The organism is Prevotella sp. P5-92 (assembly GCF_002251245.1).
GTDB lineage: Bacteria > Bacteroidota > Bacteroidia > Bacteroidales > Bacteroidaceae > Prevotella.
On sequence record NZ_NPJG01000069.1, the window covers coordinates 1 to 18951 of the forward strand.

Here is an 18951-nt window from a genome sequence, read left to right on the forward strand (position 1 = left end):
TTTACGCCCCTTGCCTTGGAAGACGAACAGCTTCTTGCGGTCAAAGCAGATGTCGTCCCATCTGAGGCGGCATGCCTCGCCGACCCTGAGGGCGCAGTCGTAGATGATGGCAAGCAGGGTCTTGTCGTACAGGGAGCAGTTGCGGATAAGACGAGCAATCTGTTCTTGGGAGAGCACTCGCGGCAACCTCTTCGGCTTGCGCACGGGAGGGAGTACGAGACCTCCAGGTTGCTTAAGCCCCATCACCTTGTAGTAGGCCTGCAATCCGAAAATCATGTGTTTGAAGAACGACAGGCTGCAACGGTTTTTGTCCAGGAGTGTCGACAGATAGTAGTCGATGTCCGTCTGGGTGAACTCCTCTGGCAACTTATTGAAAAACAACACTGCCTGAGCAATTTTCAGGCGATAGTCATAGATACTGCCGTCTGCATATTGTGCCAGACGCAGCTTTTTAGTAAAAAGCGAAATGCGGTCCCTGAATTTGGGTACAGTCGCGATCGCCTTGTCCAATGTTGTATTGGGCATGGTTATTTGTGGTGGAGGGGATTAATGACGGGGTTGTGAAAGAGGTCCGTCATCTCCCTTCACCTTTTAGAGAAACGTAAAATAAGTGTGAAATATTGTAGTGGAAGGTTATAAGCCGCAGGACTTTAGCTTTTTTCACCGCAGTGAAAAATTAGTGCAACGCCTGAAAATATTCGATTGCTTATGAATAATTAACACAATTGATGACTGATGAATGATTACTTTCGATGAAGTATTAATGACTTGAGTTTCGCATGTGATAATACTCTATGTATAAGGGTTTTATTTGAACCACAGAGATGAAGAGAAAAAGAGATTTGTATAAATACTCTATATCTCTTATACTCTGTGGTTTAAAATAACTTCCGAAAGTTGAGTTCGTAACTGACGTGAGTATATTGAAGTGAACCCCAAAAAGAGACATCAAAATCCTTCAGAAAGGAACTTGCGAAGATGGATATGTTTGATTCCATCATGATTGGCAGTGCGTAGCATGGGGGTGGCGGAGATGACATATTTGGGATAGGCATCGCCTATGGATTGCAACGCTCCGAACTCACGCTTGAAAGTGGAGTCGCTGTCAATGAGCCATGCTACCTGAACGTAAACACGCTGGTTTGGACGGGTGCATACAAAATCTATTTCTCCGGCACGAAGCTGCCGAGGTTATTATATTTATTTCTTATACACAACAAAAATGAAGAAAATGTGGATTTTGTTGTGTATAAGAAATAAAATTTAAGATAAAGACATGCCTGAGGGGAACGGGATTGCTGAGATATTTGATGCCCGGGAGGACGGACTGAAGTGTGTGCACTTCGAGTCGGGGAATGTCGGTGTGGTGGATGAGCACGGAGAAGTCATCTACCAGATTGATAAATGTCGGCATATAGAATTTGCGGAGCATGACTTTCTGAAACTGAAGTTCGGCGTTGCGGAGATACTGGCTAACCCCACATTGAAGAATGCGCCGAGTGACGATGAAGGTTATCTGCGGTCTGTCTTCTATGTCGATATGAAATCGGGGCAGATGTATGGCAGTATGCCGCAGATCCTGCATCGAAAGGAATTTGAGCTGCTGTATGTCGGAGGTTTCCTGTGTACCAGAACGCGGAAGTGCTATATGGTGGAGCGGAAGCCTGACCTCATTGCGGCAAGCCCCAATGGACTGTACCTGCCACTGACTTGCTTCGACATAACAGACGATGAAAGCCTCAACGATGTCTTTCGGTGGTATGGCGTTTTTGAAGTGTGCCTGTTGAAGAACGATGACAGCAAGGTTTATTGGCTGTTGAGGGTGTATAAGGATGACTCCGTCCTGGTGATGGATGAGAATGGACTGCACACCTATGTCTGGATGGACGAGAGGACGGGCAAGGTGACAAGGCGGGAGTTGGGCTACATGAGGAATGAAGCCGAGCGAGCTGTGATGACCCTTACGCTGAACGACATCAAGCGGGAAGCTGTTGACAGGTATATCGAGAAGGAAGCTGCGGCTAAAAGGGAGGAAGAGAGAACACGCGAGAAAGAGATGAAAGCCATGACCATTGTCGAGCCAATCCGCATTGGCGGCAAATGGGGACTGAGGAGCAACGGACGAATGGTGGTTCCTCCAATGTACCGCAACATACTTACGCCCGTGGGGAAGTATTGTGCCGTGGAGTCATGCCCTGGCATCTGGGGCGTGATTGCCATTGATGGCAAGGTGGAGATAGAGCCAAGATATGAGAGGGTGGAGATACGGCCTGACGGAACGGTGGAGCTGACGGTGGTGAAAGGGAAAAAGGTGGTTAAAAGGTTAAGGGGGATTGATGATTGATGATTTATGATTATTGATTGATGATTATTCACACATTATATATTTATCAGTGGTGTTCATCAAGCTACGCAAGTTTTTGATTATTGAATAATGATTGAATATGCTGAGAGATTATCAGATTGAGATATGCTCACGAGTAAGGGAGGCGTTTGAGAAGCACAGGAGTGTGATGATGCAGATGCCTACGGGAACGGGAAAGACTGTGGTATTGGCGGAAATGGTACGGCAGTATCTTAACTCCTATGCAGTGGGACACTGCAACTCCTATGGTAACGGGGATAATGATGCTGCGGGAAACGGCACCTCCTGTGCTGAGAGGTGTAGGGTGCTGATCGTCGCACACCGTATCGAGTTGATAGAGCAGATGGGAGAACACTTGACGCGATATGACATTGACTATGGGTTTATTGCCAGAGGCAAGAAAGCAGAAGAGATAAAGCCGGTCATGGTAGCGTCTATACAAACTATAAGTTCTCAGCTAAATGCTCTAACCTCTACCCTCTACCCTTCTTTTATCATCATTGACGAAGCGCATCATGCTGTGGCCCAGACCTACAGGCAGTTGTGGGACGCATGGCCTGAGGCGAGATTCCTGGGACTGACGGCTACGCCGTATCGCCTCTCTGGCGAGGGATTCACCGACCTGTTTGACATGCTGGTTGACTCGTGGACCGTGAAGCGGTTCATTGCCGAGGGGTGGCTGTCGGCTTATGACTACTACTCTATCCGACCGGAAAGCGATGAGCAGAAACTCATCGACAACCTGAAGAAGCGAGGGGCTGACGGTGACTTCCAGATGAAGGAGCTGCATGAGACATTGGATGTGGTGCCTTGTATCGAAAGACTATTCGAGTCGTTTGAGCGGTTTGTCTGCGACATGAAGGGCATTGTATATGCGATAGATATTACCCATGCGGAGCATATCGCTGAATATTATAGGGAGCAAGGGGTAGTTGCTTATGCTATAAGTTCGAAGACTCCTAAAGAAGAACGCAAAGCGATAGTGGAACGATTCAAAAGCTCGACAGGGGGGATTCAGGTACTCGTCAGCGTGGATTTGTTCTCGGAGGGATTTGACTGCCCGGATGTGGAGTTCATACAGATGGCACGTCCTACCCTCTCGTTGGCCAAGTACCTACAGATGGTGGGACGTGGATTGAGAGCGCATGAGGGGAAGGAGTGCTGCACGATTATCGACAATGTGGGGCTGTACAGGATGTTCGGGTTGCCTTCGGGAGAGAGAAACTGGGGGGTGTACTTCGGAGGATTAAAGGATGAAAGGATGAAAGAACTAAACAACCTTGGCTTTGACCTTAACCATAACAGTGGCTCTTTCAGGAAAGAAGGGGATGCAGCTTTGGTAAAGATTGTGGGGCATGAAGGAATGGCAGCGAGGTTTAAAAGACTTGGCAGGGCGGGATTTGAAAGGAAGAAGAAGGACGTGTTGTTGAGCGGAAAGCGAAAAAAGGTATGGGTGTGGGTTGACACACTGACTGGCATCACATTCGAGAGGAATCCCGTTGCTGTTGACTTCAAGGGCGTGGAGATGATGACCGATGACGGTCTGACGTTCTATCCACGCATACGGTCGAAATGGGTTGACGGAAAGAGTGGCATCAACAGAAAGGCTTTGGAGACCCAGGTAGGCGACGGCTTCGGATGGATGAAACGCTATGTGTCGTTGTACGAACCCGACAAGGTGTATGAGCTGCAGGAGGTGATGGCTGGCGGCATGAGGGTGTATAAGGACGAGAAGGGCAAGACGTTCTTCCAGCAAGACCTTGACTCGCCCTTGGTCAGCAAGGAAGAAGCTGGAGGCAAGAACGCTTTCATGGTGCTGTGTGACAAAAGGCTGGAAGAATGGAAGGCGAAGGTGTGGGAAAGCAGGAGAAACTGTTTCGTTCATGTTGACGCTACAACGGGAGCATGGTGTCTGGATGGAGGGCAGGCGGAGAAGGATGGTGAGTTCTATCGGATAGTAGATAGGGAGTGTTGGTTTGACGGGAACACGGGATTTGTCTATCATCATCGTCCCGTAGTGCGTTACAGAGGCTTTGTGAAGTTGGTGTATGACGGCGACTTGGTGTATATCATGAACATTCACGAAGAGCGGTTCATTGCCTATCACAACTGGGAGATTAGGGCTGACGACGGCATCTGCACCATCGGCAACAAGCTTTACCTGAAAAGAAACAAGGATGGCAAGGCATTGTGGATAAGGAAGCGCAGCGGCGATTTCCAGATGTTTGTGGTCAATGAACCTATGATGGTGGAGGACTCCCAAAAGAGGCCCCTGACTATTGATGTGCAGATGATGATTATCAACAAATACGGCAAGGAGGTTGAGAAGAAACGGATAAAGAGGGAGGTAAACGATTATTAGGTATTTTTTCTCCCCTATTTTTTTACTTTAGAACAAGACGGAGAAGAAAGGACGGGTCGATGGCTCGTCCTTTTTTTGCTGTTTTGTGGCATTCAGAGGGTAAATAGGAGCCATTTTGTAGAGAAATACGCACATTTTTGAATTTTTGTTTGGCGAATTGGGAAAGGCAGTGTAACTTTGCATCACGTTTCAGGAAATTATAAGATATTCGTGAATAAAATATTCATTATTAAGAATGGAAAGTATTGAGAATAAGATATTAAAGTCACTTAAGAAATGCGGTAGGGGTACGGTGTTTTTTGCCGACCGTTTCGCACGTCTTGGGAATGCGGATGTTCGGATCACTGTCTGAGGAGTGTGCCGAGCTGCGCAAGGCATCGGCGCACATCATTCATCTGCAACAGAATATCCGACCGCCAAAGAAGACGGATAAGGCACTGTCGAAGCTGGAACGTGAGAAGAACATTGTGAACATGTACAACGAAGATCACAGCATTGATGACATTTTTGCCATCAGCGGTTTCACAAGCCGAAGTTCCGTGTTTCGCATACTCAACAAGCATGGTGTGACGCTGAACCGAGGGCCGCATAGTGGACCGCTGAAGAAAAGGAATAAAGAATAAACAAAAACATATACGATGAATAAGACGTTCAATATCTACTGTGATGAAAGCACCCACATGGTGCATGACGGTCATCCCTTGCCGACACCGATATAAAAAGCGCAAGACCCGAATTGCATCAATGGCAACCGGGTCTCGAAACTCATTCTATCTATAGATGAGCGCTGCAAAGGTACGAAGATTCTTTGAAATAACAAAGGTTTTTCATTGAATTCTTCTCGACTTTAACATTTGCAGGGCAGTATTGTAAGATAATTGGAAAGAAAATAACATAATTGCACAAATAATGGCGACAATAGGGTTGGACGGCAAGCCGAAGGTTCGTCCGATGCAGTATATGGTGTTGGAGGATGGGAAACTATGGTTCTGCACCAACTCCAAGAAGGAGGTCTTTGCAGAACTGCAAGCCAATCCCTTTGTGGAACTCTGTGGCTGCAAACTGGAAAAGGATGAGATGCAGACTCCTTGGATTCGTTTCTCGGCAGAGGCAGTTTTCGAGGAAAGGCAGGACATCAGGGATGCCATCATCGACAAGAGTGCCATCGTGAATGCGCTATACAAGACCATGCGTGACAATCCCATCTTCAAGGTGTTCTATCTGAAGGACATCGACGGATGGATGACCAACCTCGGCCATGTAAAAGGACTGGAGAATAGAGAGGAGTTTGCAAGACCCGTACATTTTAAGTTTTAAGGCATAAAAGATACAATGAAGATAATATTCAAGATTGATTGCGGACTATATCCGCTCGGACTATTTACGATTCTGTCTGGCATATGTTTGCACACAGCCGGACATGGAGACAACCACCAGATATGGGAGATTTGGGCAGTAGTTCATTCTGTCATAGCTGTTTCGTTTTCTGTATTGCTTGCCTATCACGTTCACACTCATCGGACTTGGTTCAAGGCTTTACGTCGAAACACCATCTTCAAAAAACAGCCTATGACAAGCATGCTTTCTGTCGCATGCTTGGTCACCATGCTTTCCGGAATTGCCCTTATTGGGATATGGGGTGCAAACACACATATCGGACTATTACATTATATAATTGGCATCGGTTTTACTCTTCTCATGCTGGCTCATGGAGCAAAAAGAGTACGTGTCATTAAAAAAACTGTATTCCCAAATCATCGGAGGTAGCGAAAGGTCGAGGCGAAGAACTCACTCCCCTCGTTTATGTGGATGATAACAAATATTACATCGAACTGAAATGCGAGCGCGGAACATGCGCCATAATTGCTTTTGAATAGATATGACAGTACAAGAATATAGAGATTACATAGCAGCAGGGAACCCTGTCGAGAACGGTAGCGAACCACACCTCTTCATGCACCAGATGGCACAAGAGGCTATTCGCATTACCATGGAGATAAATAATAAGTACCACACGCCAGAGGAGCTTAGAAAGTTGTTCTCCGACCTTTGGGACATTGACGTACCAGAGACATTCGGCATGTTTCCACCTTTCAATACCGATTGTGGAAAGAATACCCATATCGGCGAGCGAGTATTCATCAATAGCGGTTGTAAGTTCCAGGATCAAGGAGGCATCTTCATCGGCAATGATTGTCTTATAGGACACAATGCAACACTCTGTACTATCAATCACAATCCCGATCCAGAGCATCGTGGCGACATGACATTCAAGCCAATTCGCATTGAAAATAAGGTGTGGCTTGGAGCAAACGTAACCATCTGTCCTGGTGTCACCATCGGTGAAGGAGCCGTTGTTGCAGCAGGAGCAGTTGTAACAAAAGATGTAGAAGCAAGAACAGTTGTGGGTGGTGTACCGGCTAAGTTCATAAAGAAGGTTTAGAAAAATGAAAGATAAGATTATTTCATTCATCTGGCAGCACTTTCTGCTTCTCATTTCGCTTTATGTAATGACGCTTGGAGTAGCCGTTTGCGTCAGGAGTCAACTTGGCAGCAGCGTGATCTCGACCATACCGTACGTTATGGCGAGTGCCGGCGATTTTATTGACGCAGTACCAGATTGGACTATCGGTACCTATACCATAGTGATGAATGCCGTCTTCGTTGTGGCACAGATACTGATACTAAGAAGAAACTTTGAGTGGGTACAGCTGTTCCAGCTCGTTATCGGATGTTTCTTCGGTATGCTCATTGACTTGAACATGTATCTGACACAGTGGCTTCTGTCCGATGCGCTTTGGATTAACGTCTTAGTACAGATTGCCGGCTGTACCATCCTTGGCATCGGCATTGCTATGGAGGTTAAATGTGGTTCCGTAACGATGCCTGGTGAAGGTATTACGATTGCTATCCATAAGGTTACAGGGCTTGAGTTTCCGAAGGCAAAGATATGGGTTGACACATCACTCGTCATCCTTGCCGTTATCCTATGCTTTCTTCTGCTCGGCTCATGGCAATGGCAGATAGTAGGCGTTGGCACACTATTCGCCATGGTGTATGTGGGCGTAGTCGTTAGATTTGCCGCCAAATATCTCGGATGGTTTGACCGCATCCTTGCCTACAAACCAGGATTCCGTCGCTATGTCTATGGGTTGGCTCGCTATATAAAACATTAATAACGCATCAAATCATGACTTTTGACTATCTCGAAAACGTCCCTAACATCGCAGCAACAGTATGCGATAAAGAGGGAATAGTACTCTATCAGAACAAACGTGCCATTGATCGTGATGGCGATGTGGTTGGCAAGAATCTTTATAATTGTCATGGCGAGAAAGCTGGTGCTATGATTCGCTACATGATTGAATCTGGCGAAAGCAACACCTATCAGATTATCCGTCACGGAAAACATAAGCTTCTTCACCAGACACCATGGTATGATGAAGATGGCAATGTTGCAGGATTGATAGAATTAGCTATTGACCTGCCCGATGAGATGCCGGTATTCAATAGAGACAAAGAATAAAACGAAGACTCCTTTACCCGGCTTCGGAACTTACGACATTACGCGTTAGTAAACAGAACAATGCTTTCGTCAAGGCAATAGTCAATTCTTGATAGATGGACGCATCCTAAATGCTACAACCATCAAGAGGAAGCATCCAGCGAGGAAATAAGGGAAGATGCTCATAGAGAATTGTTGCGCCATGAAGCCACACAGCACAGGCATGAGCATCAATGAAACATTGGCAATGGCAATCTGTAAGCCCATGGCTGAAAGGGAGTTCTCGCGACCGAAATTCTCAGGGGTCAGGTAGCTGAAACTTGGGAACATCGGTCCGTTCCCTATGCCGATAAGCATCAGTGCTGCGGTTGTGATCCAGATATGAGTAGAGAAAATGAGTAGCAAAAGAGCTGCGAGCAGCACCCACATGCTGCATCGTACTACTGTCCATCCGTGCCATTTCAAAGACAGTATTCCAGAAAGGAATCTGCCCAATGCAATGCCGAGGAAATAGAACATGATGATGGCTGAGGCATCAGCTGCAACAAGACCTTCTGATTCTACAAGATACGTGGCACTCCATGCTCCGCACGACATTTCAAGCGCAACGGAGCCAAAGAATAATGTCAGCATGGGTATGATGCCTTTAAGCCTGATTACCTCGCGCAGAGATAGTGTGTTATAATGTTCTTCTGTCATTTCTTCATTTCCGTTTCTTTTCCAAAGGGGTGAAGAAAAGAGTATTATAGCAGTGATGATTGCCTGAAGAAGAAAGACGAGGTTATAACCACCTCGCCAGCCGTATTCTCCTTGCAGAACAACAGACAGCAGCAAAGGACTCAGTGTGACTCCCAATCCATAGAAGCAATGAAGGAAGTTCATCTTTGCAGCGGTGTAATGAAGTGACACATAGCTGTTTAATGCACTGTCGATGGCTCCTGCACCTAAACCAAGCGGCAAGGCGCAGAGGCAGAAGAAGAGGAAGTTGCCAGAGCAAGCCATTCCGAAGATGCCAATGGCAGTAAGTGCCGTGCTATAGAGCGTCACACGATACGTTCCCCATCGTTTAATAAGGCTGTCGCTCCTGAAACTGGAGAAGACAGTGCCACATGAAGTGATAAGCGTGACAAAGCTGCCGAATGAGAACGGCAATCCCATGTCATAATAAACAGCTGGCCATGCTGTGCCAAAGAGAGAATCCGGCAAGCCTAAACCAATAAAAGCGATGTAGATAACGAGAAGAAACAGTACTGCCATTGCGTAAAAGGAGATTAGTGATGCCTACCAGTTTTTCTTAAGCCACTTTCTAACGGGCAGGTCATAGAACTTATTTGCAAGATATTCATAGAAGAGCGTCCACTGCGTACCACTTATCAGGAACACCTGACCGCCAAGTCCTGGAATCATCAGCATACTCAGCACCCAAGCAAGAAGTACGATGCCCCACGACACATCGGGAAAGATAATACCTCCCATAAGGAACGCCATGCACACAAGGTTGATCATGGCACTCAGAATGACCATAGGGTGCAGACGCGTGATGCGACGTTTCAAAAACTCCTTTAGCGAGAGGCCATTGCTCCATCGGTCATCATAGGCATAACCAATGACGAAACCCGAGAGTACAAAGAAGAAATCAACGGCGAGATAACCATGAGCTACAGGTTGGGTTGTCTGTCCCCAATGTGGTTCACAGATATGATAGACGAGCACCATGACAGCTGCTACGCCACGAAGCCCGTCGAGTATCTCGTATCTTGGCTTTGATGATAGATAACTAGTCATAAATTAGTATTTTTGTGCAAAATTACTGCATTATATTTGATAATATTTGTAATATCATAACAAATAATATAATAATATTTGCACGCATGAAGAATTATCGTTAATTTTGCATTATGAATACTTTGACTACAGAAATAGAACAATCGTGGAGCATATTTCACTCACGACTGAAGCCCGACAAACAGATTGGGTTGCACCGTCGTAACTCATGGGAACTGAGTTATGTCGTGAAAGGGCGTGGTGAGCGTATCATCGGAGGTGAGACAACAAATTTTGAAGAAGGAGATTTCGTGCTCGTTGCGCCGAATATCGATCATGGGTGGTTCTTTAATCCCTCTTTTACCGATGAAGAAGGAAATATAGAGAGCATCACGCTGATGTGGACAACGGAACTGATGATACAGTTGTCCGCCATTTTCCCCGATTGGAAAGATGTAGTAGTTAGATTTCAAAGTCAGAAGCAATCGCTTCAGTTTGATTCAAGCCAGAACGAAAAGCTTATCAAGGCACTTTATGCTCTCGTAAGAGAAAAGGATGGAAATCCAGGTTCGCGCTTGATGGAAGTTATCGTTATGGTAGCCAACTCACTACACAGCAACGCAGAGCGAATTGGTAATGTGCAGCTTACACAGGCAGAATCGCGCTTGCAGGAGATTACGGCTTATACCTGTTGCAACTATGCCCGACAAATAACTATCGACGAAATAGCCAAGCACGTAGGCATGAACCGCTCTGCTTTCTGTACCTTCTTCCGCAAGCAGACAGGCAAGACATACATAAACTTCCTGAATGAGTATCGCCTGAAGGTTGCACATCATCTGCTCTCAAACACCAATAACAGTATCTCAGCAGTATGTTGGCAATGTGGGTTCAATGACCTAGCCTATTTTGACAAGCTCTTTAAGAAGGCTTTTAATACTGCACCTTCAGATATAAAACGAAGAAAAATAGAAACATGCAAGCATACACATACATAGAAAAAGGAAAGTTCGCATTGCTTGAAAAAGCAAAGCCAACGCTCATCGAACCTACAGATGCCATCGTCAAGGTGACTTTGGGAAGCATCTGCACAAGTGATCTCCATATCAAGCATGGCAGTGTACCTCGTGCTGTGCCAGGAATAACCGTTGGTCATGAAATGGTGGGAATCGTTGAGCAAGTCGGTTCTGAGGTGACTGCCGTAAAGCCAGGTGACAGAGTGACGGTGAACGTGGAAACCTTCTGCGGAGAATGCTTCTACTGCAAGAATGGCTACGTAAACAACTGTACCTCACCACATGGCGGTTGGGCACTTGGCTGCCGCATCGATGGCGGTCAGACGGAATATGTTCGTGTACCATTGGCACAGCAGGGACTGAACCATATCCCCGATGGTGTTTCAGACGAACAAGCATTGTTTGTGGGTGACGTACTGGCTACAGGTTTTTGGGCGGCACGCATCAGCGAAATCTCTACGGATGACACCGTGCTGATTATCGGAGCTGGTCCTACAGGTATCTGCACCCTTATTTGTGTGATGCTGAAGAACCCCAAGTGCATCATTGTCTGTGAGCAATCAGCTGAACGTCGGGCTTTCGTCAAAGCGCACTACCCCGATGTACTGCTGACGACACCAGAGGAATGCTCTGACTTCGTCATGCAGCACAGCGACCATGTAGGTGCAGACCGAGTGCTGGAAGTGGCAGGTGGTAAGGACACTTTCCAACTTGCATGGCAATGTGCCCGTCCGAATGCCATCGTAACCATTGTAGCCCTATATGATGAAGCTCAGATGCTTCCACTCCCACAAATGTACGGCAAGAACCTTACCTTTAAGACAGGAGGTGTGGATGGCTGTGACTGTGAAGAGATCCTGCAACTCATCAAGGAGGGCAAGATTGACACCACACCGCTTATCACGCACCGTTTCCCATTGGAGAGGATAGCAGAAGCCTACGAAATCTTTGAGCAGAAGCGAGAAGGAGTTATCAAAGTGGCTATAACTCAATAAACCGATCAAGAAAAGATGAAGATACATCAAATCATATTCAGTCCCACAGGAGGGACACGGAGAGTGAGCGAAATCCTATGCCACGGCATGGGAGTAGAGAGTGTAGTGACAGACTTGTGCGTCAAGGCCGCTGACATCCAACTGCCCCATATCCAAGAAGACGACTTGGCGATCATTGCCATGCCTGTCTTTGCAGGACGTGTGCCGGCATTGGCTGTGGAACGATTGCGGATGGTGAAGCCCAATGGTGCAAAATGTGTTGTGGTAGCCGTCTTCGGCAATCGAGCCTACGATGATGCTCTGTTGGAAATGCAGGACGTGGCCACAGAGATAGGCTTCCGTGTTATTGCCGCAGTTGCTGCCGTAGCCGAACACAGTATCATCAGAAAATACGGCAAAGGCAGACCCGATGACGATGATGAGCAGACGCTCCGACAATTCGGTGCTGACATCATACGCAAGGCAGAACGTGATGACTGCACGATGCCGCAGGTGCCTGGCAATCGACCTTACAAGAAAGGTGGCATGGTGCCCCACCCCAAAGGCAGACGCGGATGCAACCGTTGTGGCGTTTGCGCCAAGCAATGTCCGGCAGATGCCATTCCACTCTCTGACCCTAAAACGGTTGACTCTGCCAAGTGTATATCCTGCATGAAATGCGTGTCGGTATGTCCTACAGGGGCGAGAGGTATTGGAATGATTATGAACTTTCTGGCAACACAGGGTCTGAAAAAAGTCTGTGCCACCAGAAAGGACAATGAGCTGTACATATAACGATGACAGGCAGACGCTAACTCTATCATCCACTTTCAGCCAAAAGGCATCTGCTACGAGAGATGAAATAAACATAAAAAAAAATCACTCGAAATGTTGGATGAACCTTTGTTATTCCACTTATTATCGTCTTCCTGCCAGATATTCTATTGCATATACAGGCCAACGCGGAACTTTGCGTATGTTTGTTCTTACTGCAGGTATGTCACACAAAAGGAAGATGGATGCGAGGAACAGGGAGAACCAGATTACGTAGCCATAGACCTGCTTTATCGCCACAAGCATCATGGAGTGAAGGTAGTCGCCGCCCATAAACTCACCGAAGTTGAAATGCGAGAGGTCGAGCTTGGTGAGTGTCAACTGGCGACCGTAGTGTACCATGTCCTCGCTGAGGAAATGGGAGAAGATGGTGGTGTAAAAACCATAACCCATAGCACCTCCGAGATACATGTGAACAATGTTGAACACGAACAGTCCCATGAAAAACTGTTCGAGACTCGATACCGACTCTTCCAGTGCCCACATCAGCGTTGGTGCAAGGATGCCATAGCCAAAGCCACGAAGCATAATTGCCAGTCGGTATTGCTCAATGTTTACCCCCATACCCAGCGTTGTGTACATGAGCAATGCGTATGCAAAGATGGATAGAAAGGCAATGCCAATTAGTTTCCATACCTTCCACTTCTGTAGCTTCAGCCAGTACAGGTCGAGCGCGATACCAAGAAACATTCCCGGCAATACCCATAGGTACTGGCATTCCTTGGTCAGTTCTTCAAGTCCGATGACCTCGGTGTAGAGTATCTCCTCGAGTGTGTGCTCGGCCCCGAATGCCAGTTCTGCCAAGGTGATAACGATGAGTATCGGCACTACGTTTCTACACTTCAGCAGTTTCAGTTCAACGTAAGGGTATCGGTTGTGAATCAGTCGGTGGAGAGTAAGTCCCGCAAGGATGAGGGTAAAAGCACCTACCATCCTTATATGCCGGCTGGCGAACCATCTGTAGTAATCGCCATAGACAAAGATGTAAGAGACGAGGAGCATCGTCACGCAGATGAGCAATGCGCCCTGCCAGTCGGTTCCTTTCAACGAAAATCTGTTGGGCATAGGGCAGAAAGGACGGCACAGCACCATCTGGGTAAGCAACACAAACATCATTGTAGCTACGGTAAAGACGTGCATCATCTCCCATTTGAAGTGGTGTCCCATCCAAGCTGCAAGCCATCCACCACCTTCGATTGCGGTGAGAAGGAGGATGTGGAGGACAGGGAAAAACACAGCGAAGTCGCGCTTGGGCGTAATCCATAGCTGTATGTTGCTCATACACTCGAAGGTGCCTTGTATCTTGGCAATGCCTGCGATGAAACATGCTACGACCAACACTGGCATCGAATGACTGTACATGGTGATGATGTTGCAGATGCCAATGACGATGGCTGAGGTACACAAGAGCTGCTGATTAGTGAAGCGGAACTTCATCCTGAACAGCATAGGGAACCACACCGCCATACCTGCCAGCGTGGCATAGAGCAGAAACATGACGTCCTCAATCATGAAGTTCGTAGTGCCACGAATCTCATCAAGAGCACCCAGATAGACACCTCCCGAGAACTGGAAGCACAGCGCCGTAAGGACGTATATCCACGGCTGCAACCTGCGAGGCACCCATCCTTTCATCATGGGCATGCTGAAGCCCATGCCGTGTGGTGGCGGTGGTGCCTTCATCAGAAACTCTGTCAGTCGTCCCATTACTCTTCCACTTTACAAACAACATTATAACCGCCATGCAGCTGTTTCAGTTCATCGCAGGCATCTATCTTCACACGTATCTTCACACGTTGTTCCACCTTGACGAAATTGCCCGTCGCATTGTCAATTGGAATCAGCGAGAACGCACTTCCAGTAGCATCCGAAATACGCACAACCACACCAGTATATTCAACACCTGGAACGGCGTCGGCAGTAAATCGAACCTTGTTGCCAACCTTAATGTTCGGCATCTGCGACTCCTGATAGTTCGCCTCCACCCATTTCTCGTTCTTGTCAACAATGCTTACCATTGTCTGCCCTGGGTTAACCAACTGACCTTCATGAGATACTGCTTGCCGTACCCTGAGAACCGTGTATGGCACGGGTAAGATCTGCCTCTGCCTGAGCCAGTCGAAGACGGAACTCCGCATCTTCGATGATGACAAGCGTGTCACCCTTCTTTACCTCTTGAAACTCCGTAAAGCGTACCTCGCGAATGAAACCTTGCACGCGGCAGTTCTGAGGCACAATGTTCTGACACACACGAGCGTTATCGGTCACTTCACCACCACCGAAATGCATAAACTGACTTGCTGCATACACTGCACCACAGATTATACAGAGTATTACGATAGTATTATAAATATAGGTTGAAATCTTGTTCTTATTCATATTAAAGCGTATTTGTTATGTATTTTAGTTTGAAATAGTTGTAAAGCATATTGATGCGTGCATTTACCAGAGCCATGTCTGCAGATAGCTTCATGTTTGAGGCATCGAGCATGTCGGTGAGGAGCGCAAGGTCGTTGTCGTAACGGTTCTTGACCACGGAATAGTTCTGATCGGCAAGCTCCACCTGCTTCTCCTGTGTGCTCACCTCTACCGAACTTGTCAGCAGATTGGTGTAGTTTGCCTGAACGGCATTCTCCATGCCTTCGCGAGCTAACTGCACTCTCTCATGTGCTTGGGTATTTTCATGACGTGCCTTGCGAATGTTGTGCTTGTTCTTCCAAAGGCTTGAAAGATTGTACTTCACCCCAATGCCAACAAACCACACATTGACGTTGGCGTTCTTAGGAATCAGGTCGTTGGTGTAAGGACCCGACAAGTTGTTTTCTGCAACAACAGCTACGGATGGCAGCGAGGCGGCACGGGTGTTCTTGACCATCTGTTCGGACATGGTGGTGGCAAGCGTAGCCTGACGGATGTCTATGTTGTTCTCCATCGCTGTCTGCTGCCATGACTCCTCTGAAGTGAGTGCTTTGAGTGCCATACCTTCTTTTTCAAGCGACTGAGCATCAAGCTCAAAATCCTCTCCCTGGGGCAGGTGGATAGTTGTGGCTATCTGATGTCGGATAATTTTTTGCGCATCATCCACTTGCGTCTTGGTAAGAACGAGGCTCTGCAGTTGCAGTTCGTATCGAGTAATGTCGTTCTTCAGCACCGTACCTTGTTCTCGGCGATCCTTCATTTGTGAGATAACTTTCTCCGTCAGTTCAATGTTCTTTGCTATCACCTGCGACTGGTTCTGCAACTTGTAGAGGTCAAGGTAATAGCCGGTAAGCAGAAAGCGCACCTCCTGACGATTCTTCTCCACGTCAAGTTCTGCCAACTGATGCCCCAATTTTGCTATCTCGATGCCCGAGCGGATAGCACCACCAGCGTAGATTACCTGACTTGCCTGAACCGTGAAGCTGTTGCCCCAATGCGGTGTCGGCTGCTTGCCGTTCGGCACTTGCTGAGGAACAAGTCCAGGAACAATGTACTCCGTTGTGCCACTGGCAGAAAAACCTCGTGACAGCAGGAAAGCATTGCCCGTATAGGAACCTTGCACGCTGAATTCAACACTCGGCAGCAAAGCAGTTTTCGCCGATGCCACCCCTTCTTCTGCCGCCTTCAGTGCCTCTTCGCTGACCTTGATGCGCTGACTCTGCTGGTCAGCCAAGTCAAATAGCGACAGAAGACTCATCCTTTGCTGTGCACACACAGGCACACAGCATTTTGCCCCGACCATCATCGTGACAGCCAGAGCACAAAGAAACTTGTGATTGTTCATTAATAAGATAAATGTATTCTTATGATTCATTATTCGTCAAAAATAAATTCCTTCCCTCGGAAATACGAATAATGAACCTTGATGGCTCGGACAAACCTTGCGTTTGCCGCAATGCGCTACAGACCTCTCTGATTAGGGAAAAAATCAGGAGAAGAATTTCGAGCACTATTAATTGCGAAATCCAAAATCGGCTGCAAAATTACAATTTTTTTTGGACAATTTCAAATAATCTACAGAAAATTCGCATTTTATACAACGCTTTTAACATTAAGAAGGGTCAGGAGACGCTTACCAATACTTGTGCAGTGTTAGTGCTGTGTTTTGATTATATTCACTCTTTTATTGTTAAATTCGTGTTAAATCCGAAACGGATAAATACGACTCTCAGTAATTATCTTTATATTTGCAATATCAATGCTTGCTCAAAGTCCACAAGTGTTAACGATATGCAATTTTTGGCGAGGTGTGAACGTAAATGGCACACCATTCCCATAATTTTGCAGCAAATTCGTTTTTATCAATCAAATGGAATTACCCAGCTTGAAGTGAAGTTGGAGAAAATATGTCAGGAAAGAGGGATATAATCAAATGCAAAATATTGATTATTATAATCTTGACATGATCAGAGAATGCCATGGATGCCATCAACGCCATGAAAGTGAAGTTCGGTGGCAGCCAATGGTTTGCCAATGAGAAAGATGATTCCTTCAAAAGCAGCATTGGACAGATATACCAAACGTTCGGCGGCGAAGACCTCTATCCATCAGTAGAGGAAAAGCCTTGATGATTGCCGAGAGCCGTACGGAAGAGAAAGATGTCATGGTGAAAGTGGTGGTCAATCTTATCAACAAGGATAATCAATAAGATCATTAAATATGCAAGACTTAGATAATTGCCTTCTGCTCGACAATTCTCGAGCAAGCTCGAATTGCCCTTGCTTAAACGGTAATTTCGCAGCAATAGATTTTGAGACTGCCAATAACGAGCGTTCGTCGGTGTGCTCTGTTGGCGTAGTGATAGTGAGGGGTGGGGAGATAGTGGACAAGTTTTATTCCCTCATCAAGCCCGAGCCAGAGTATTATAACTACTGGTGCAGTCAGGTTCATGGCATTTGTGCTGAAGACACTGACAATGCGCCAGTCTTTCCCGAAGTATGGAAGCAGATTGAGCCACTCATCGAGGGATTGCCATTGGTGGCACATAACAAAGCATTTGACGAGAGTTGCCTGAAAGCCGTATTTCGTGTCTATCAGATGGATTATCCCGACTATGAGTTTTACTGTACATGTGTGGCATCACGCAAGCGCTGGCCTGGGGGACATCACAACCTCGACATCATTGCCGCCCGCTGTGGATATGACTTGAAGAACCACCATCATGCTTTGGCTGATGCAGAGGCGTGTGCGTGGATAGCGAGGGAGATATTATAAGAATGTGGTATACTTTTTATTTAGCATATACAGTTTGCAAACGCCATGTTTTGTATTCCACAAATGCTATTAAACTCACCATATCTTGGCATTATTGGTAAAACTTTCTTAAATATTCACTCATAAGTGAATTTATATCGGAAATTATACTTAACTTTGCAGTGAATTAAGAGGATTACAACTATGGCAAAAGCAACATTAAAGACAATAGAACAGAACGACAATGTAGGAATGTTCTCCATCTGTTTTGATGGCAGTGAGGTGAGCGAGTTTGAGAAGTTCCTGAACGAATTCAAGGACAACGCTACATATAACAAGGATTTCAACGTTATCCTTTTGGCCTTGTCCAAGATTATCGACAAGGGGGCTCTTGAACGGTTCTTCCGAAACGAAGGCAGGATGAATGACAATGTCAAGGCTCTTGCCATCGATTCGCGCAAACTTCGTTTGTATTGCTTGCGAATATCTGACCAGATTCTTATACTCGGAAACGGAGGTGTTAAGAATACTCGCACTTACCAGGAAGACAGCAAACTGAGCGGTTATGTGATGGATTTGCAGACTTTTGACAAAGTACTGCTCAAAGCACAGAAATCAGGTAAGGTAACCATAGAGAAAAATATGATTACTGATATTCAAAGTGCCACATTTGAAATATAAACACCAAGCCTATGATACGGAATGCTTTGTTCAGACAGTGCCTTGCCGCTATACCAGAAGAGCAGAAAGCCGAGTTTGAGCTTTCGTTCGAGATAGCAGAGCGCATCAGTGAAGTTCTAAAAGCAAAGAACCTCACCCAAAAGGATTTTGCCCAGAAACTCCACAAGAGGGAGTCAGAAATATCCAAATGGTTGACTGGCAGACACAACTTCACCATGCAGACCATTGCTAAGATTGAAACGGCATTAGGCTGCAAGCTCATCAATATAGCCAAGTGA

At 46.5% G+C, this 18951-nt stretch carries 17 protein-coding genes and 3 pseudogenes; 14 read left to right on the forward strand and 6 right to left on the reverse strand.

From position 1 onward, the window contains the following. On the reverse strand, positions 1–510 hold a 510-nt coding region (locus CIK99_RS07190), incomplete at its 3' end, for a tyrosine-type recombinase/integrase (protein WP_158215934.1). Positions 511–1276: 766 nt separating this feature from the next. Here CIK99_RS07190 and CIK99_RS07195 point away from each other — a divergent pair. The 7 genes and pseudogenes from CIK99_RS07195 to CIK99_RS07230 all read left to right on the forward strand — a co-directional run bounded on the left by CIK99_RS07195 (position 1277) and on the right by CIK99_RS07230 (position 8253). Further along, positions 1277–2344: a hypothetical protein gene (locus tag CIK99_RS07195; RefSeq protein WP_094380863.1), complete on the forward strand. Its 1068-nt coding sequence runs from the start codon at positions 1277–1279 to the stop codon at positions 2342–2344. A gap of 100 nt (positions 2345–2444) precedes the next feature. Continuing rightward, a complete protein-coding gene (locus tag CIK99_RS07200; RefSeq protein WP_094380864.1) occupies positions 2445–4727 on the forward strand; it encodes a DEAD/DEAH box helicase in 2283 nt (760 codons plus the stop codon). Between the two features lie 326 nt (positions 4728–5053). Further along, a pseudogene (locus tag CIK99_RS07205) lies at positions 5054–5350 on the forward strand (recombinase family protein); the annotation flags it as partial. Positions 5351–5636: 286 nt separating this feature from the next. Next, positions 5637–6044: a pyridoxamine 5'-phosphate oxidase family protein gene (locus tag CIK99_RS07210; RefSeq protein WP_094380865.1), complete on the forward strand. Its 408-nt coding sequence runs from the start codon at positions 5637–5639 to the stop codon at positions 6042–6044. 562 nt (positions 6045–6606) lie between these two features. Continuing rightward, on the forward strand, positions 6607–7170 hold the full coding sequence (locus CIK99_RS07220) for a DapH/DapD/GlmU-related protein (protein ID WP_094380867.1): 564 nt from the start codon (positions 6607–6609) through the stop codon (positions 7168–7170). Between the two features lie 4 nt (positions 7171–7174). Beyond that, positions 7175–7903 (forward strand): YitT family protein, encoded by a 729-nt coding sequence (locus CIK99_RS07225; RefSeq protein WP_094380868.1) that lies wholly within the window; start codon positions 7175–7177, stop codon positions 7901–7903. 14 nt (positions 7904–7917) lie between these two features. Next, positions 7918–8253, forward strand: coding sequence for a PAS domain-containing protein (locus tag CIK99_RS07230; RefSeq protein WP_094380869.1), 336 nt, complete (start codon positions 7918–7920; stop codon positions 8251–8253). 81 nt (positions 8254–8334) lie between these two features. Here CIK99_RS07230 and CIK99_RS07235 read toward each other — a convergent pair whose 3' ends face one another. Together CIK99_RS07235 and CIK99_RS07240 are read right to left on the reverse strand one after the other, a co-directional pair. Beyond that, positions 8335–9489: a sugar MFS transporter gene (locus CIK99_RS07235; protein WP_094380870.1), complete on the reverse strand. Its 1155-nt coding sequence runs from the start codon at positions 9487–9489 to the stop codon at positions 8335–8337. Between the two features lie 24 nt (positions 9490–9513). Further along, positions 9514–10017 (reverse strand): acyltransferase, encoded by a 504-nt coding sequence (locus CIK99_RS07240; protein ID WP_094380871.1) that lies wholly within the window; start codon positions 10015–10017, stop codon positions 9514–9516. Between the two features lie 113 nt (positions 10018–10130). On the opposite strand from CIK99_RS07240, the gene CIK99_RS07245 reads away from it, so the two are divergent. Genes CIK99_RS07245 through CIK99_RS07255 form a run of 3 tightly spaced genes read left to right on the forward strand, consistent with a single transcriptional unit; the run spans position 10131 to position 12781 of the window. Further along, positions 10131–10994: an AraC family transcriptional regulator gene (locus CIK99_RS07245; protein ID WP_094380872.1), complete on the forward strand. Its 864-nt coding sequence runs from the start codon at positions 10131–10133 to the stop codon at positions 10992–10994. Continuing rightward, complete coding sequence (locus CIK99_RS07250; RefSeq protein WP_094380873.1) at positions 10973–12007, forward strand: alcohol dehydrogenase; 1035 nt, start codon at positions 10973–10975, stop codon at positions 12005–12007. The genes CIK99_RS07245 and CIK99_RS07250 overlap by 22 nt, the downstream gene beginning before the upstream one ends. Positions 12008–12022: 15 nt before the next feature. After that, positions 12023–12781, forward strand: a complete 759-nt coding sequence (locus tag CIK99_RS07255; RefSeq protein WP_094380874.1) for a 4Fe-4S binding protein — start codon at positions 12023–12025, stop codon at positions 12779–12781. A gap of 123 nt (positions 12782–12904) precedes the next feature. Here the strand turns inward: CIK99_RS07255 and CIK99_RS07260 are convergent, their stop codons facing one another. The 3 genes and pseudogenes from CIK99_RS07260 to CIK99_RS07270 form a co-directional block, all read right to left on the reverse strand. After that, positions 12905–14527 (reverse strand): hypothetical protein, encoded by a 1623-nt coding sequence (locus CIK99_RS07260; protein WP_094380875.1) that lies wholly within the window; start codon positions 14525–14527, stop codon positions 12905–12907. Continuing rightward, a pseudogene (locus tag CIK99_RS07265) lies at positions 14527–15199 on the reverse strand (HlyD family secretion protein). Before CIK99_RS07265 ends, CIK99_RS07260 begins: the two are co-directional and overlap by 1 nt. A gap of 1 nt (position 15200) precedes the next feature. Then, entirely contained in the window at positions 15201–16583 is a 1383-nt protein-coding gene (locus CIK99_RS07270; RefSeq protein WP_094380912.1) for a TolC family protein, read from the reverse strand. Between the two features lie 625 nt (positions 16584–17208). Between CIK99_RS07270 and CIK99_RS07280 the strand changes: the two are divergent. From CIK99_RS07280 to CIK99_RS07295, 4 genes and pseudogenes are all read left to right on the forward strand, one after another. After that, positions 17209–17447, forward strand: a pseudogene (locus tag CIK99_RS07280) (cytochrome C biogenesis protein CycH); the annotation flags it as partial. An 11-nt stretch (positions 17448–17458) separates the two neighbouring features. Beyond that, positions 17459–18013, forward strand: a complete 555-nt coding sequence (locus CIK99_RS07285; RefSeq protein WP_094380877.1) for a 3'-5' exonuclease — start codon at positions 17459–17461, stop codon at positions 18011–18013. 183 nt (positions 18014–18196) lie between these two features. After that, a complete protein-coding gene (locus CIK99_RS07290; protein ID WP_094380878.1) occupies positions 18197–18673 on the forward strand; it encodes a hypothetical protein in 477 nt (158 codons plus the stop codon). A gap of 11 nt (positions 18674–18684) precedes the next feature. Further along, a complete protein-coding gene (locus CIK99_RS07295; protein WP_094380879.1) occupies positions 18685–18951 on the forward strand; it encodes a helix-turn-helix transcriptional regulator in 267 nt (88 codons plus the stop codon).